Origin of the sequence: Gemmata sp. SH-PL17, assembly GCF_001610855.1 — a bacterium.
Taxonomy (GTDB): Bacteria; Planctomycetota; Planctomycetia; order Gemmatales; family Gemmataceae; genus Gemmata; species Gemmata massiliana.
This window is the reverse complement of sequence record NZ_CP011271.1, coordinates 601,307-615,927: the sequence shown is the minus strand read 5'-3', so window position 1 is coordinate 615,927 and position 14,621 is coordinate 601,307. Positions and strand designations below refer to the sequence as shown.

At 65.6% G+C, this 14,621-nt stretch carries 12 protein-coding genes; 5 read left to right on the top strand and 7 right to left on the bottom strand.

Annotated features, from left to right (window positions below; all coding sequences use genetic code 11):
- Positions 1 to 18: 18 nt before the first annotated feature.
- Entirely contained in the window at positions 19 to 396 is a 378-nt protein-coding gene (locus VT84_RS02425; protein ID WP_052553690.1) for a DUF3307 domain-containing protein, read from the top strand.
- Between the two features lie 2 nt (positions 397 to 398).
- Positions 399 to 1,598: an ABC exporter membrane fusion protein gene (locus tag VT84_RS02420; RefSeq protein ID WP_082838372.1), complete on the top strand. Its 1,200-nt coding sequence runs from the start codon at positions 399 to 401 to the stop codon at positions 1,596 to 1,598.
- 97 nt (positions 1,599 to 1,695) lie between these two features.
- Here VT84_RS02420 and VT84_RS02415 read toward each other — a convergent pair whose 3' ends face one another.
- Positions 1,696 to 2,982 carry a DUF5690 family protein gene (locus VT84_RS02415; RefSeq protein WP_082838371.1) on the bottom strand — a complete coding sequence of 429 codons (1,287 nt, stop codon included), beginning with the start codon at positions 2,980 to 2,982 and terminating at the stop codon, positions 1,696 to 1,698.
- Positions 2,979 to 3,944: a sugar phosphate isomerase/epimerase family protein gene (locus VT84_RS02410; RefSeq protein WP_052553693.1), complete on the bottom strand. Its 966-nt coding sequence runs from the start codon at positions 3,942 to 3,944 to the stop codon at positions 2,979 to 2,981. Before VT84_RS02410 ends, VT84_RS02415 begins: the two co-directional genes overlap by 4 nt.
- Positions 3,945 to 4,003: 59 nt before the next feature.
- Here VT84_RS02410 and VT84_RS02405 point away from each other — a divergent pair, with 59 nt between their 5' ends.
- Complete coding sequence (locus VT84_RS02405; protein WP_082838370.1) at positions 4,004 to 4,852, top strand: sulfurtransferase; 849 nt, start codon at positions 4,004 to 4,006, stop codon at positions 4,850 to 4,852.
- 15 nt (positions 4,853 to 4,867) lie between these two features.
- Here the strand turns inward: VT84_RS02405 and VT84_RS02400 are convergent, their stop codons facing one another.
- The 5 genes from VT84_RS02400 to glgX all read right to left on the bottom strand — a co-directional run bounded on the left by VT84_RS02400 (position 4,868) and on the right by glgX (position 11,845).
- Positions 4,868 to 6,253, bottom strand: coding sequence for a type III polyketide synthase (locus VT84_RS02400; protein WP_082838369.1), 1,386 nt, complete (start codon positions 6,251 to 6,253; stop codon positions 4,868 to 4,870).
- Positions 6,250 to 7,404: an NAD(P)/FAD-dependent oxidoreductase gene (locus VT84_RS02395; protein ID WP_082838368.1), complete on the bottom strand. Its 1,155-nt coding sequence runs from the start codon at positions 7,402 to 7,404 to the stop codon at positions 6,250 to 6,252. Before VT84_RS02395 ends, VT84_RS02400 begins: the two co-directional genes overlap by 4 nt.
- Before the next feature lie 41 nt (positions 7,405 to 7,445).
- Positions 7,446 to 8,180, bottom strand: a complete 735-nt coding sequence (locus VT84_RS02390; protein ID WP_204249707.1) for a methyltransferase domain-containing protein — start codon at positions 8,178 to 8,180, stop codon at positions 7,446 to 7,448.
- 158 nt (positions 8,181 to 8,338) lie between these two features.
- Entirely contained in the window at positions 8,339 to 9,679 is a 1,341-nt protein-coding gene (locus tag VT84_RS02385) for a trehalase family glycosidase (RefSeq protein ID WP_082838366.1), read from the bottom strand.
- A gap of 9 nt (positions 9,680 to 9,688) precedes the next feature.
- Complete coding sequence (gene glgX / locus VT84_RS02380; RefSeq protein WP_082838365.1) at positions 9,689 to 11,845, bottom strand: glycogen debranching protein GlgX; 2,157 nt, start codon at positions 11,843 to 11,845, stop codon at positions 9,689 to 9,691.
- A gap of 170 nt (positions 11,846 to 12,015) precedes the next feature.
- Between glgX and VT84_RS02375 the strand changes: the two genes are divergently transcribed.
- Complete coding sequence (locus VT84_RS02375; protein WP_157469115.1) at positions 12,016 to 12,711, top strand: hypothetical protein; 696 nt, start codon at positions 12,016 to 12,018, stop codon at positions 12,709 to 12,711.
- A 180-nt stretch (positions 12,712 to 12,891) separates the two neighbouring features.
- The gene (locus VT84_RS02370) at positions 12,892 to 14,406 is read left to right on the top strand and encodes an FAD-dependent oxidoreductase (RefSeq protein WP_082838363.1); all 1,515 of its coding nucleotides are present in this window, start codon (positions 12,892 to 12,894) and stop codon (positions 14,404 to 14,406) included.
- The last annotated feature ends 215 nt before the right edge of the window (positions 14,407 to 14,621 follow it).

The window sequence follows — 14,621 nt, the reverse complement described above, 5'->3', positions numbered from 1 at the left end:
CCCTACGGGTCGAACGTCATGCTGTTAGCGCTGCTGTTCTTTTTGATCGCCGGGCACGCGCTGATGGACTATTCGTTGCAGAACGACTCGATGGCGGTGTGCAAGTGCCGGAAGTCCACCAGCCCGCTCGCGGTGAGTGTGCCGTGGTACTACTGGCTCACGTCGCACGCGCTCCTGCACGGGGCCGCGGTCGGGGTCATCTTCCGGTGGATGAACTTCGACTGGAACGTGGTCGTGGCCGTCGCCCTGGCGGAAACCGTGATTCACTGGATCACCGACTACGGCAAATGCGAGAAGTGGTACTCGCTGCACGTCGATCAGGCCGTTCACGTCACCTGTAAAATCGTTTGGTGGGGACTCGTCGCGGGCGAGGTCGTCAAGCCGATCGGGGGCTAAGCATGCCGCACGCCAATCGCCGCCCCGGGGGCGCATCGACCACCGCGCTGGCCGTGGCCGCGGCCCTCGTGGTCGGCGGAATCACGGGCTACTTCCTCGCGGGACGCGCTAACAAGTCGGGCGGCGCCTCCGATGGGGGCACGAACAGCGAGTCCGCTTCACGCGACCGCGTTACCGCGCTCGGGCGCCTCCAACCGGAGGGCGGGGTCGTTCCGGTTTACGGCCCGCCCGGGGACCGTATCGCGAAAATGTACCCGGTTCCCACCGGTGCGCCACTCGCGGCCGGCGCCCCCATCGCCGAACTCGCGAGCCGCAAGGACCGGCTGCTCGAAGTTCAGGTCGCCAAAACACAACTCACCGAAGCAACGGCCGCCCGGGACGCAAGCAAGCGCGCGGGCGAGAAGAAGATTCAGGCCGCGGAAGCCGAACTGAACCAGGCCAAAGCGAACAAGGTCAGCGACCTCGCCGCGCTCGACGCCAAACTGAAGGCCGTCGGCCTGCAAGCGAAGACCGCGGCGAAACAGGCCGAGCGCCTGAAGGGGTTGAGGGGCAAAGTCACGACGGTGGCCGACGAGGATATCGAGAAGGTCGAACTGCTCCAGGCGCAGGCCGACGCCGAACTCGCCGCGACACAAGCCACACGCGACAAAACCCGAATCACCTACGAGGAAACGGAGAAGGCCGCGCAGTCGAAGATCGACGCGGCGAAGGCCGAGTTGGAAGAAGCACTGGCTCGCGCGCCGATCAAGTCTTCCGAGGAAAAGGTCGCGCTCGCCGAGCAAATGGCCGAAATGACCATCATCAAGGCTCCGATATCGGGTACCGTGCTGAAGGTAATCGGGCGCACCGGGCAACCGACGGGCGTGGAACCGATCCTTCAGATCGCGGACCTCAGCAAGATGACGGCGGTGGCGGAGGTGTACGAGAGCGACGTGGAGCGGCTCACGGGTTGGGTGCGGTCGGGGCCGGTCACGGCGGAAGTCACGAACCCGGCCCTGTCGAAGCCGCTGAAGGGCGTCGTTCGTTCGGAGTCCGATATCGCGCGCATGATCGCGCGCAACCAGGTGTTCGCGATGGGGCCGCGTGAGGACGCCGACCGGCGCGTGGTGGAGGTCGTCGTTCACCTCGACGACGCGGGCGCCGGCGACGCGGGCCGGCTCGTCGGGCTACAAGTGACGATCGCTCTCACGCCGGGCAAATGAGCGAGTGGTAGACCTCGTTCTAGATGCCGGCTATAGAAGCCCCGAACGCAATGGCCACGCAATCAAGACACAAGCACGCTCTCAAGCGCGTGCCAACTCAACTCAGCCTCCGCCCAACAGCCAGCCCACCGATGACCGCGCACGCCGCACCGACCGCGGCCACGACGAGTGAGAGCGGGACGAAGAACGCGAGCCGGTCCATGTCCGCGTGGACCAAGTCCCGGTAAAGCTGCAACAGAACCGATCCGGTGTACCCGACTCCGTCCGCCAGTTGCACCGCGAACACCGACGTGCCGGGGAACCGCGCCGCGGCCACCACGCGCTCGAACAAAACCGTGCCGAACGGTACGTAAGCGAGGTACAGCCCGATCCCGACGGCCGACAGCCACTCGATCCCGTCCAGGTGCCCAGCGCGGTACGCGAGCGTCGAGCCGGCAATCACCGCGAACCCCGTCAGAATCAGCGCGAAGACCGCGGCGATCGCCCGGTGGTGATTGCCGATCAGGTTCAACAGCCCGAGCGCGCACAGGGTCGTCACCAGTGCCCAGCGGTCGGTGCGCACGAACACGCCCGGCGAGCGCTCGTAGCCCATCGCCTGAAGGATCTCGCGGCCGTAGTGATCGCGGAAGTCGCGGTACGCGGTAAGCAGAAAGTACGCGACGACCAGGAACACGAACCCGGCCCCAATTCGGGCCAGGAACGCCCGCCGACCGGCCGCGTTCAGGCTCGGGCGGGGGCTGCGTGCGAGTTCGTCGTGCGCGTTTGGAACGGGAAGCGCGTGGAGCAACCGCACGGCGATCAAGTACGGCACGAGGAACACCGCGCCGGCCAATGCGGGCACCCAAAGTTCCGCAACTCCCCGCACGGTAAACAGGTACATCCCGAAATCTTTGGTGGCCGCGCCCGCGATGACGAACGACCCGCTCAGCATCACCAGGAGCAGGTCACTCGTGCGCCGGCCTTCGAGGTACCGGACGAGGAAGCCCCACACGACGCCCAGCGGCAACCCGTTGGCGAACATCGCGAACGGTCGCAGTGGAGCGGGGGCAAACGCAAACGCCACGAGCGCGAGTTCCGACCACACGCCCGCGCCCAACAGTAACCACGTGCGCTGCGAGCGGCCCGCCTCCGCGCACACCCGGACGCCGACGTACTTCGATACGACGTACCCGAGGATCTGGCCGAGCACGCACGCGGTCTTCAGATCGATCGGGGTGCCGAGGAACTTCTCGCCTGTAAACGTGACGGTATCGAACGGTTTACGGAGCCCGTACATGCAGAAATATGCGGTGAATGCGGCCCCGCCCGCGTAGAGCGCGAACAGCCAGCGCGGGGCGACGGTGAGCCGGGCGGTCAACCCGCGGGGCGATTCCGGCGGGGTCACCCGGCCACCGCTTTCATCTTCGCGAGGCCGGTCTTTGCGATCTCGTGCGGGTCTTGCTTCCAGTAGTCGCGGTTGAACAGTTCGAGCGAGACGAAGCCGGTGTAATTCATCTTGCGCAGCGCCGCGAATACCTCTTTCAGTGGGGCGATGCCGTCGCCGGGGTACACGCGGTCCGCGTCGTTGATCTTGTCGCGCTCGATCTTGGGGTAGTCGTTGACGTGGAAGATGCCGATCGCGGACGCGGAGAGGAGCGGCAGTCCCGAGAAATCGGACCCGCCCTTGTAGAGGTGGTACACGTCCGGCAGCACACACCCGCGTGCGTCCCCGCACTCGACCGCGACGAGGAGCGCTTCGCCCAGGCGCCGGAGCGTCTTCGAGAAGCCCCACACCTCCACAACGGGCGTGACGCCCATTTTCTGCCCGAGGTCGAGCAGCGCCCGGTAGCGATCGGCCGCGGCGATGAGATCGATGATGGGCTGCGTGAACTTCGGGTCGTCGCGCTTGCTCGTACCGCCGGTCGCACCGACGGGCGGGGCCGCGACCCGCGGGCACCCGATTTCCGCCGCCCACCCCATGTCGCGTTTCGCCTGCTCCAGCCCGCGTTTGCGGCGCTCGCCGTCCTCGACGATCCACTCCGAGAAGCCGATCAGGTCGGCCACCTTGAGCCCCGCGTCGGCGATTCGCTTCCGCAACTCCTTGAGCGTCCCGCCGCCCTTCATGTACGCTTCTACCTCTGATGTCCAGGGCTCGAAGGCATCGTAACCCGCCTTCGCCGCGATCTCGATCAAGTCGGTGATCGGGCGCGATTTCCCGTCCTTGTCGCGCACGGTGCTGGTGTTCAAGCAGTACCCGAACGTGTGTTTCGACGCGGCTGGAGCGTCTGCAACGGCTTCATTCACGCTCATCGCAAGCCCCCCAGCAGCACCAGCGAGCAGCGCGCGGCGGGAAATATCGGTGGACATGGTTCACCAAGTTCTTGTAGGGTGGGCACGGCCACGGCTATTCGTAGAGGATTTTGCGCATGATGACGACACTGCTGCTCGCTGTCCACCTCGTGGGGGCCGAACCACCCGCGAATTACCCGACGCCGAACATGCTGATCGAAGTAAACGACCCGAAGCTGAAGGACTTCCGCGTACTCGATACGCGGGCCAAAGCGAAGTACGAAGCCGGGCACGTTCCGGGCGCGGTGCGCGCGGATGCCGGACCGTGGGCGAAGGCGGTTCTCGCGAACAAGGCGGACACAGAGTTCTGGAAGGCCGAACTCGCCAAAATCGGCGTGGTCCCCACGAAACCCGTGATCGTATACTCGGACGACGTGCGCGATTCGGCACGCACGTGGTGGATGCTGAAACTGGCCGGGGTGCCCGACGCGCGCATCCTGAACGGTGGCTGGAAAGCGTGGACGGTTGCGAAGCTGCCCGAGGAGAAGGCCGAGACGGTGGCGACGGCCGAACCGCACAACTGGAAGCCGGACCCGAACCGGCTCGCGGACAAGAAGCACGTTCTCGACCAACTGAAGGGCGGGAGCACGTGCGTGGACGCCCGCACAAAGGAAGAATTTACCGGCGAGAAGGCGCTCGCGAAAAAAGGCGGGCACGTCCCCGGCGCCACTCACCTCGAATGGGTCGAACTCCTCGACCCAAAGACGGACAAGTTCCTCCCGCCCAAGGATCTCATCAAGCTGGTGAAGGACCGCAAAATCGACCTCGACAAGCCGGCCGTCACGTACTGTCAGGGCGGCGGGCGGGCAGCGGTACTGGCGTTCGGGCTGGAGTTGGCCGGCGCCAAGAGCGTGCGCAACTACTACCCGAGTTGGGGCGAGTGGGGCAACTCGGACGACACGCCCGTCGAGGGCAAGAAGAAGTAAGTGCGGGCCGACCGGTCACACGAAGAGCGCGGCCTCGGCCACCAGCCCCGGCCCGAAGCCGAGCGCGACACACGGTCGCGGCGCGCCCTCCGCGCGCAACTTGCGCAGGATGAACAGCACGGTCGGGCTGGACATGTTGCCGTACTCGGCGAAAACGCCCCGCGACGGGGCGAGCGCTTCGGCCGAAAGCCCGAGCGCCTCTCCCACCGCGCTGACGATCTTCGGCCCACCGGGGTGAACGGCCCAGCTCCGCACGTCCGCAAGTGACATCCTGTTGTCACTGATCCACGATTCGATCCACGGCTTGAGGTGCGCCGCGATCAGCCCCGGCACCCGGCGCGACAGCGACATCTCGAACCCGTGGTCGCCGACCACCCAGCCCATATCGGCAGCAGAGTTCGGGATGAGACACGACCCGGATGCGACGAGGGACCAGGGGGAATTTACCCTCCCCGCCCCCCCTGAAAACGGGAGGCCGGGGACACAACCTCCCCCCCGGTCCCCCCTCCCTAAAGGGAAGGGGGAGAAAGAGCGGTCACTGGGCGCGGTCCCAATCTCTGAGACTTCGTGTGTCTGCTCCCCCTTCCCTTTAGGAAGGGGGGACGGGGGGGGAGGTTGTGGCTGAAACCCCTCCCCAACCCCTCCCCTAAACGGAGAGGGGCTTAATACCGCCGTTGGTTCTGTTCCCCCTTCCTTCTTAGGGAAGGGGGTTAGGGGGTTAGGTTCGGCCGCGCCCTGCCCGCACCCCACCACGGCCGCGGCGCCGTCGGCGAAGATCGAGTTCGCAATCAGTTTGTCCGCGGCGCTGCCGTAGTAGTAGTGCAGGCTGCTCAGCTCCACCGCGCATACCAGCACGCGCGCGGACGGATCGGCACTCGTGAAGGCGTTCGCCACGCGCAGCCCGTTTAGCGCGCCGTGGCACCCCATGAACCCGACGTGCGTGCGCGCGACCGTCGGTTTGAGCCCCAACCCAGTAATCAGCGCGAAGTCCACGCCCGGCGCCACGAACCCGGTACACGATACGGTCACGAGGTGCGTGATCGTATCGGGGGCGAACCCGCTCTCGGCTAGAGCACTCGCCGAAGCGCGAAGTGCGAGCGGCCCGACCTCTTGTGCGTAGATCGCCATCCGCTCGCCGGTCGTCGGACCTGTACCCTCGTTGTCCGGCGTGGGCAGAAACGGCGATCCGCTGTCGTTCGTCCCGGCCAGCGCGTCGCGTTTGGCGCTGCCACCGATGATCTGGAAGCGCTGTCGAAGCCCGCTGTTCGAGTAGATCGGCCCGAGCCACGTCGAAGTGCGAACGTCTGGCCCCGCGAGCACGCGAGCGAGCGCGAGCCCCTCCTCTGCGGTCACGGCGTCCGGCGGGTGCGCGGTGCCGATGCCGTGAATCGCGAAGCTCATAGGTGGGCACCGTGAGAGAGCGGGGCAGAAGACCGGTTGAGGGACCAGACGACCGGACGGGCAAGCGCGGGGCACGCGGTCAGCGCGCGCACGACGGTTCCGGTGAGTGCGGGCGAACGCAGCACGCGCGAAACGATTCGGCACACGCGCTGGCGCCCACCGATCACGCGGCGGTAGGCGCGTTCCCACTCTCGGCCGAGCGAGTCGCTCCAGTGCTGCACGGCGCGTGCCGCGATCGGTGCAACCGCCGCTGCAGACGCGACCGCCCAGGCCATCCCCTCACCGGTGAACGGCTCGACGTAGCCCGCCGCGTCACCGATCGCGAACCAGCGCTGACCGAATAGCTTGTTGGCGCGCCGAGTGAGCGCCGGAGTTCCCTTCCAGGGGAGATCCGCAATTCCTGGTACGCACGGCCAACCGACTTCGTTCAAAATGCTCGCTGCGGCACAGCCGAGTCCTCCGCGCGACTTCACGAACGCCACATCGAACGCCGCCGCGACATCGAGCCGCCCGTCCTCGACGCGCACCAGTCCGACGTACCCCCCGCGCCCCGTCGCCATGAAGATTGTGCCGGGTCTGAATTGCACTGGAACGAGGTCGGCAGGGACAATCACCCCGGCCCCGATACGCGAACCGGCCTCCGGTGTCGTCTCGCGGCCCGCAAGCCCGGTGGCAACGATCACGACCTTCGCGCGAACCGGTTGCTCGTCCTGTACCGTGACCGTTGCGTATTCCGGACACGTGCTCTCGATTCTTGCGACCGCGCCCTCACGAAGCTGCGCGCCGGCCTTCACCGCTTCCCGTACAAGGGCGAGATCGAACGCTTCGCGCGACAGCGACACCCCGTCGGGTAAATTCACCGACGCCGAACGCGCCCCCGATCCGATGGTCACGTTGCGAAGCGGAACGCCGCTCGCCACAACGTGCCCGAGTCCGAGTCGCTTGAGGGTCGTGATGGCCGCGCTATTAATGCAGCACCCGCACACCTTCGGGCGCGGGAAACGCGCCTTGTCCACCAACAGAACCGAGTGCCCCCGGCGCGCCAGTTCGCGTGCAGCCACCGCGCCCGCGGGTCCGGCGCCGATGACCACCACATCAAACGATGGAAATTCGGAATCCGAAACTCGAAATCCGAACAAAGAAACCGTCATCGTCACAACTCGTGGAGTTCACCGATCGTCACCACGTGCCTTCATTTCGGATTTCGAGCTTCGGATTCCGAATTTCCATCCGAGCGGCTCCACGACAGCAGAAAGCGCGAGGGGAACTTGCTGCGTGCGGTCGCGCCGTGAAGTCCCGCGCGCTCGGCGAGCGCGAGTGCTTCGGCGGGGGTGAACGCCGAGCGCACCGACGCGGGGCCGTCGAACCACACCACCCGCGAACCGGTGAGCACGCGACACGCGGCCCATACCGCACAGTAGTTGAACCGCGAGCGCAGCAAATCGTTCACTAACACGAGCGCGCCCGCAGCGCCCTTCATGTTCGCGAGCAGGGTAATGGCGTCGTCTTCACTCAGGTGGTGCAGAAAGAGCGAACACGTGACGACATCGAAGCCGTTCGGCAACGGGTCGCGTAGCGCGTCGTGAACGAAGAACCGCGCCGCGCCCGGGTGCCGCGAAGCTTCTTCGATCGCGGTCGGGCTCACGTCGCACCCGGCCACTTCGATCGAAACGCCCGCGCGTTCGGCCCGCGCGAGCAACTTGCGCGGAACGTCCCCGCTCCCCGTCGCCACGTCCAGCACGCGGACCGTGCGTTTGAGTCTTCCCGATAGGGCCGCGAGCGCGGGCCACAGCACGCCCACGCTGTTACTGAAGCGATTGAGCCGGACCAAGCCCGCGAGCGCGCGCCGGTGCTCGGCCGGGTCGATGGCGGGGTCGTCCATCAATTCCGGGATGCGATCGCGTGTGTGCAAGCGGGACAAGAACACCGTCACGGCTCCGGACATGGGCCGGGGTATTGTAAGGCGGGATGCGATTCTGGCGGAGAAAGAAGCTATCCGCTCGTTACCTCGCGGTTCCAGGAGACAAGCGAACCGCGAGTGCTAACGAGCGGGTGAGGAATCCCTTGCTGATGTCGCCCTTGCACTCAGCCGCGTTGGAGTGCGCGGGCGAAGTCCACGAACACGCCGTTGGTCCAGCCGAAGCCCTCGATCAGCCCGTACAGTCCGTGTTCCGGCTCGCGGTGCGGTTCGGCCACGTTGTACTTCTCCACCAGCGTGCCGGACGTGGCGAAGGCGTGCGCACAGGTGTCGCACCACCGGCGCCGGACCTCGTTCGCCTCGGCCGTGAACCCGTAGCGGTCCAGGCCCGATACCACGATCCACTGCAACGGCGCCCAGCCGTTCGGGTACGCCCACTGCCGGCCCGGGAACGAGTCCAGCGACGTGACCAGCCCGCCCGGGAGCAGGAACCGCGGGAACCACCGCGACACCATCTCGTTGGCCTGGTCCTGGGTCGCGAGCCCGGCCCACATCGGGTAGAACCCCGCGAGCGTCGGGAGCGGCGAGCGCACCTCGGCCTTCCAGTCGAAATCGCAGAAGAACCCACGGTCCGCGTCCCACATCAGCTCGCGCATCGTCGCGGCCCGTGCGTCCGCGGCCTCGCGCCAGTAGTTCGCTTCCGTGGTCGCTCCGAGGCGAGTCATGGCCTCGGCGAAGTCCCGCTCGCGCGTGTAGAGGATGCTGTTGAGGCACACCGGCAGGAAGTCCATCCAGCGCCCGGCCTCCGAGCCGGGACGGTCGCCGTCGCACCGCGTCGAGTGGTCCCAGCCGCTCTCGCACGACGCGAGGAAGTGACTGTAGTTGATGTCGTGGTACCGCGAGAGCCCGCGGTACTTCCGGCGCTCGTGCGGGTGCTTTTCGCCCAGCCAGCACGTCTCGTGCTCGCGCACGCCCAGGCGCGTCATGTGGCGCAGGTACTCGTCCGCGTCCGCGTCACCGCGTGCCACCTTGATGTCATACGCGAGTTTGGCGAGTTTGGTGAAGAACGGCGGCTGGCTGCGCGAGGTAAAGTAGTACCGGGTACCGTTCGGGACGAACCCGAAGCGTTCGACCAGCGCGGCCATGTTCTCGGCGAGGTCGAACACGAGCCACTCGTGCATCGTGCCGACCAGCCCCAGCGCGCTGAAATAGCTGTCCCAGTAGTACATCTCCTGGAACAGCGGGCGCACCGGGTCCACGGACGGGACGAGGTACGCACGCGGCAACCCGATGAGTGTCCCTTCGTCGTGCGGGTGGAACCGGAATAGGCGGTCCCAGAAGCCCGTGATGTAGTCGAGGACCGGCCGGTAATCGGGGACTTCGGGCGTCGCCATCGGACCCTCGGCTGCGACTTCGATCAGTTCGAGGGCCGGAGACGTTTCGTCGCCGCGGTTCCCTCGCCGCTCCGTGTCGCGCGCCCGGAGCGTCATTACACCGCCGTCTTCCATCACGTCTCCTTATACGCGCCGGGCGGCCCTGTGGAGAGCCGCGACTTCCGTGCTCGGGGCCTTTTCTGGCCTGGTACGGAATACCGCCAGCGTGTGGTCCTTTAACTCGTACTTCGTTCCCCCGGCGTGGGTTGCGGCCGAAATGTTATCGTCGGCCGTGTCGAACATCAGCTCCCACACGTGCTCCGGGTTGGTTGCGGGGAGCACGAACCGGACCGCTTTTTGCCCCGCGTTCATGAGAACCAGGAGCGTGTCCCCGACGATCGGCTCGCCGCACTCGTCGGTTTCACGGATCAGGTCGCCTGCCAATCGCATGCCAAGAGACTTGTGCGGCTCCTCCCATTCGGCGTCGGTCAGCTCGTGCCCGCTCGGGCGGAACCACGACACGTCCGCCACGCCCTCACCGCGGATCGGGCGCCCCTGGAAAAACGTTCGCCGCTGGAGAACGGGCTGGTTGCGCCAGATTTGCGCGACGGCCCGCGCGAATGTCAGGAATTCGTCGTCCGCAACGTCCCAGTCGAGCCAGGTTAGCTCGTTGTCCTGACAGTACGTGTTGTTGTTCCCTTGTTGCGTGTGGCCGAATTCGTCCCCGGCCAGAATCATCGGCACGCCCTGGCTCAGCATCAGCGTCGCGAACATGTTTCGGCGCTGGCGTGCGCGCCGGGCGACCACCTTGGGATCGTCCGTTGGCCCCTCGTACCCGCAGTTCCAGTTGCGGTTGTCGTTGTGCCCGTCGCGGTTGTCCTCGCCGTTCGCCAGATTGTGCTTTTGCTCGTAACTCACCAGATCGCGCAGTGTGAACCCGTCGTGGCAAGTCACGAAGTTGATGCTCGCGTAGGGCCGGCGCCCGGTGCGCTCGTAGAGGTCACCGGACCCGGTGAGCCGGTGCGCGAGTTGCCGCGTGGGAACGTCTCGACCGCCCCAGAACCCGCGGACCGCGTCGCGGTACTCGCCGTTCCACTCGGTCCAGCCCACCGGGAAGTTGCCGACCATGTACCCGCCCGGGCCGATGTCCCACGGCTCGGCGATCAGCTTCACGCGCGACAGGACGGGGTCTTGGTGGATGATGTCGAAGAACGAGCCGAGCTTGTCGACCTCCGCCAGCTCGCGCGCGAGCGTGGGTGCGAGGTCGAAGCGGAACCCGTCCACGTGCATCTCCTCGACCCAGTACCGCAGGCTGTCCATCACGAGTTGTAGAACACGCGGGTGGCGCATGTTGGGGCTGTTCCCGCACGCGGTGAAGTCCATGTAGTAGCGCGGGTGCTCGGGCGAGAGGAAGTAGTAGCTCGGGTTGTCCAGCCCGCGGAACGAGAGCGTCGGCCCCATCTGGTTGCCCTCGGCGGTGTGGTTGTACACCACATCGAGGATCACCTCGATCCCGGCCGAGTGCAGCGAGCGCACCATCGACTTGAACTCGCGCACCGCCGCGCTCGGGTCGCGCGGGTTCGTGCTGAAGCGCGGGTCCGGCGCGAAGAACCCGAGCGTGTTGTACCCCCAATAGTTCGACAGTCCCCGGTCCATCAGGTGCCGGTCGTCCGCGCGGTAGTGGACCGGCAGCAACTCCACCGCGGTCACGTTGAGCTTCTTCAGGTGGTCGAGCGCCGCCTCGGCGCTGATACCAGCGTATGTCCCGCGCATGTGATCGGGCACGCCGGGCATCCGCTTGGTGAAACCCTTCACGTGCAGCTCGTAAATGAATGTCTCGTGCCACGGGCGAGCCGGGCGGCGATCGGTTCCCCACGTGAAGGCCGTATCGACAACGGCCGCGAGCGGGGCGAACGCCGAACTGTCGCGGTCATCGAACGTGGTGTCATCCTGGCCGATGGTGTAGCCGAATAGCGCGTCGTGCCACGTGAGTTCGCGCCCGACGGTTTTCGCGTAGGGATCAAAGAGGAGCTTGTTTGCGTTGAACCGCGCGCCTCGTTCCGGTTCATACGGACCGTGGGCGCGAATCCCGTAGAGCTGTCCCGGGAGCGCATCGGGCAGGTAACAGTGCCACACCTGGTCCGTGCGCTCGCGCAGGGGAATGCGCTGCTCCACCAGCCCCGGGCCGTTGAACAAGCACAGGTCGATCCCGGTCGCGTTCTCACTGAAGATGGCGAAGTTCACTCCCACCCCGTCCCACGTCGCTCCCAGTGGGTACGGGCGCCCCGGCCATACTCGCATGAGAACCTCCCGAGTCGAGTGCTGCTCCCGGCGCGTGCAGTAAGCGAATTCGGTACCAGTGATCCGATGATTCCGCGCCGATCGGTGGCACGGCTCGTGCAGAGCTTTCGGACGACCACGTGGTCACAGACTGCCCCTTCACTCCTACCTTACACACCCAAGAAGGTCACATGGCCACCACTGAGCCAATCAAGATGGAAGACGTCGCCGGCGTGCGCAGCCGGATCTCCTGGCCCGCTGTTCTTGCCGGGGCCGTCGTCGCGGTCGCGACCAACCTCGTGCTCACCTTGTTCTTCGCGGCCATCGGGCTGACCGTGGCCGAAGCCGGCGTGCGCGCCAACGCGGTGGGCACCGGCGCTCTCATCGCGTGCCTCCTGAGTATCATCGTGTCCCTGTTCGTCGGCGGGTGGGTGAGCACGCAGATGACCGCCGGCGAAACGGAACGCGAATCCGTGCTGTACGGCATCCTGACGTGGGCCGTCGTCGTCGGGTTCTCGCTCGCACTCGTCGGCATGGGCGCACGGGCCGGGTATTTCGCGTTCGTGGGCGGGGCGATGGTCGCGCAGCATTCGCCGGGCGTGCAGAACTGGGAGGAATCGGCCCGCAACGCCGGGGTGTCGCAAGAACGCATCGACGCAGCAAAAGCGGCGATCGACCCGAACCGGGCGCGCGAAATCGCGAACGACCCGGTTGCGCAGAAGCGTGCAGAAGAGGCCGCGGTCGGCGCGTCGTGGGCGGCACTCGTGGGCGTACTGCTCTCGATGGCGTCCGCGATCGGCGGTGCAATGTGCGGGCGCGGCACCGCGTTCCGGCTGATCCCGAGCGGGCACACCGTGGTTCAGCGCCGGGAAGTCATCGTCTCGTGATTGGGAAGGGCGCTCGTCATCGTAATCGGCGCCGGGCACGTGCTCGCACTCGTTCCGCGGGATTCGGTTCCGTGGTTGGAGGAGCGAACCGGTGCCCGGCTCTCACGTTATTCGGCACAGTGGTTGCGGACCGTTACACTTCTGCCCTTCTCCTTCCTGTTCTCACATTGATCGCGAGCCATGCCTACCTCCACGAGTTCCGTTTGGTCACTCGATAATCCCGTTCGGACCGGTGTCCCTCTCACCGGCAACACGCGCTGCGACGTCGGCGTGATCGGCGCCGGTATCGCCGGTTTGACGGCCGCGTACCTGCTCGCCTGCGAGGGTAAATCGGTCGTTGTTCTCGACGCGAAGCCTGCTGTCGCTGGGGGCGAGACCGAGTTCACCACCGCCCATCTCTCGTGGGTCATTGATGACCGGTTCGCCCGCGTCGCCTCCATTCGTGGCGACGAAACGGCGGAACTCGCGGCGAAAAGTCATCTCGCGGCGATCGGTCTCATCGAAGAAATTATCAAACGCGAAAACATCTCCTGTGATTTCCGGCGAACGGACGGCTACTTGTTCCCCGGAACTGACGGCAACGAAATCGTTCGCGATGAAGTCCTCGCACTCACGCGGCTCGGGCTCACTTTTGAGCGCGTGGGCCACGTTCCGTTCCCGGCTGTTGCGACCGGCCCCGCGCTCCGTTTCCCCGATAACGGCCAGTTCCACCCGCTGAAGTACCTGAGCGACATCGCCGGGCTGATTCGCAAAAAAGGCGGCGTAATTCACACCGATACGCAAGTGGTGAAGGTGGAGAGCGGCTCGCCCTGTGTTGCGCACACGCGATCGGGCCACACGATCACCGCGGACGCGATCGTCATCGCGACCAACACGCCGTTCGATGCGGGGCTGTCGCTCCACTTCAAGCTCGCGGCTTATGTGACTTACGCGATCGCACTGGAAGTTCCCGCGGGGTGCGTGTCTCCGGCACTCTTCTGGGACACCGAAAACCCGTACCACTACGTCCGCACGGCACACGGAACTAATACCGAACTCCTCATCGTTGGCGGCGAAGATCACAAGACGGGCCAGGCACAGGATCAACAAGAACGCTGGGAACGGCTCGAAACATGGGCACGAAAGCGGTTCCCCGAAGTCGGTTCCGTTCGGCACCACTGGTCCGGGCAGGTGTTCGAGACGCCCGACGGGTTGGGGCTGATCGGCCGGGCACCGGGTTTCCGCGACAATCTCTATGTGATTACTGGCGATTCCGGAATGGGAATGACGCACGGCACGCTGGGAGCGCGGCTCGTGTCCGATCTGATTCTCGGTCGGACGAACGAGTTCGCCGGGGTATATTCCCCCTCGCGCTGGATGCCCGGTGCGCTCAAAACGCTGCTCGAAGAGAACGCGAACCTCGCGGCCCAATACGGCGACTGGCTCACCGGCGGTGAGGTGAAATCGGCAACCGAGATCCCGAACGGGCACGGCGCGATCATCCGACACGGTTTGAGTAAGAGCGCGGTCTACAAGGACGACAAGGGGCAGGTCCACGAGATGTCCGCGGTGTGCCCGCACCTGGGCGGCGTCGTGCAGTGGAACCCGGGCGAAAAATCCTGGGACTGCCCGTGTCACGGCTCGCGGTTCAGTTGCAAAGGCGACGTGCAACACGGCCCCGCCGTCGAAGGGCTAAAAGCAATCGAGAAGACCTAACTTCTGGCGCCCAGCAATATCGAAAATAGTGTAAAAATATCCACATATGCCATTGAAGGCACAAACGCAACTGTGGTATAGTCACCTTATTCTCACACAATCTGGGAATTACGAACGGCTGATTTGATGCGCACGCGACTCTTTTTGGAGAAATTGGGAGAGAATGGCTGACACTGTCGGCCCGTTAATAGCGGCAAACCTCGATTTTCTCGGCA

Coding starts and splice junctions, on each gene's coding strand:
- VT84_RS02370 (WP_082838363.1), top strand. CDS start 12,892: ATGCCTACCTCCACGAGTTCCGTTTGGTCACTCGATAATCCCGTTCGG.
- VT84_RS02405 (WP_082838370.1), top strand. CDS start 4,004: ATGATGACGACACTGCTGCTCGCTGTCCACCTCGTGGGGGCCGAACCA.
- VT84_RS02410 (WP_052553693.1), bottom strand. CDS start 3,944: ATGTCCACCGATATTTCCCGCCGCGCGCTGCTCGCTGGTGCTGCTGGG.
- VT84_RS02395 (WP_082838368.1), bottom strand. CDS start 7,404: ATGACGGTTTCTTTGTTCGGATTTCGAGTTTCGGATTCCGAATTTCCA.
- VT84_RS02420 (WP_082838372.1), top strand. CDS start 399: ATGCCGCACGCCAATCGCCGCCCCGGGGGCGCATCGACCACCGCGCTG.
- VT84_RS02400 (WP_082838369.1), bottom strand. CDS start 6,253: ATGAGCTTCGCGATTCACGGCATCGGCACCGCGCACCCGCCGGACGCC.
- VT84_RS02375 (WP_157469115.1), top strand. CDS start 12,016: ATGGCCACCACTGAGCCAATCAAGATGGAAGACGTCGCCGGCGTGCGC.
- glgX (WP_082838365.1), bottom strand. CDS start 11,845: ATGCGAGTATGGCCGGGGCGCCCGTACCCACTGGGAGCGACGTGGGAC.
- VT84_RS02425 (WP_052553690.1), top strand. CDS start 19: ATGCTGTTAGCGCTGCTGTTCTTTTTGATCGCCGGGCACGCGCTGATG.
- VT84_RS02385 (WP_082838366.1), bottom strand. CDS start 9,679: ATGGAAGACGGCGGTGTAATGACGCTCCGGGCGCGCGACACGGAGCGG.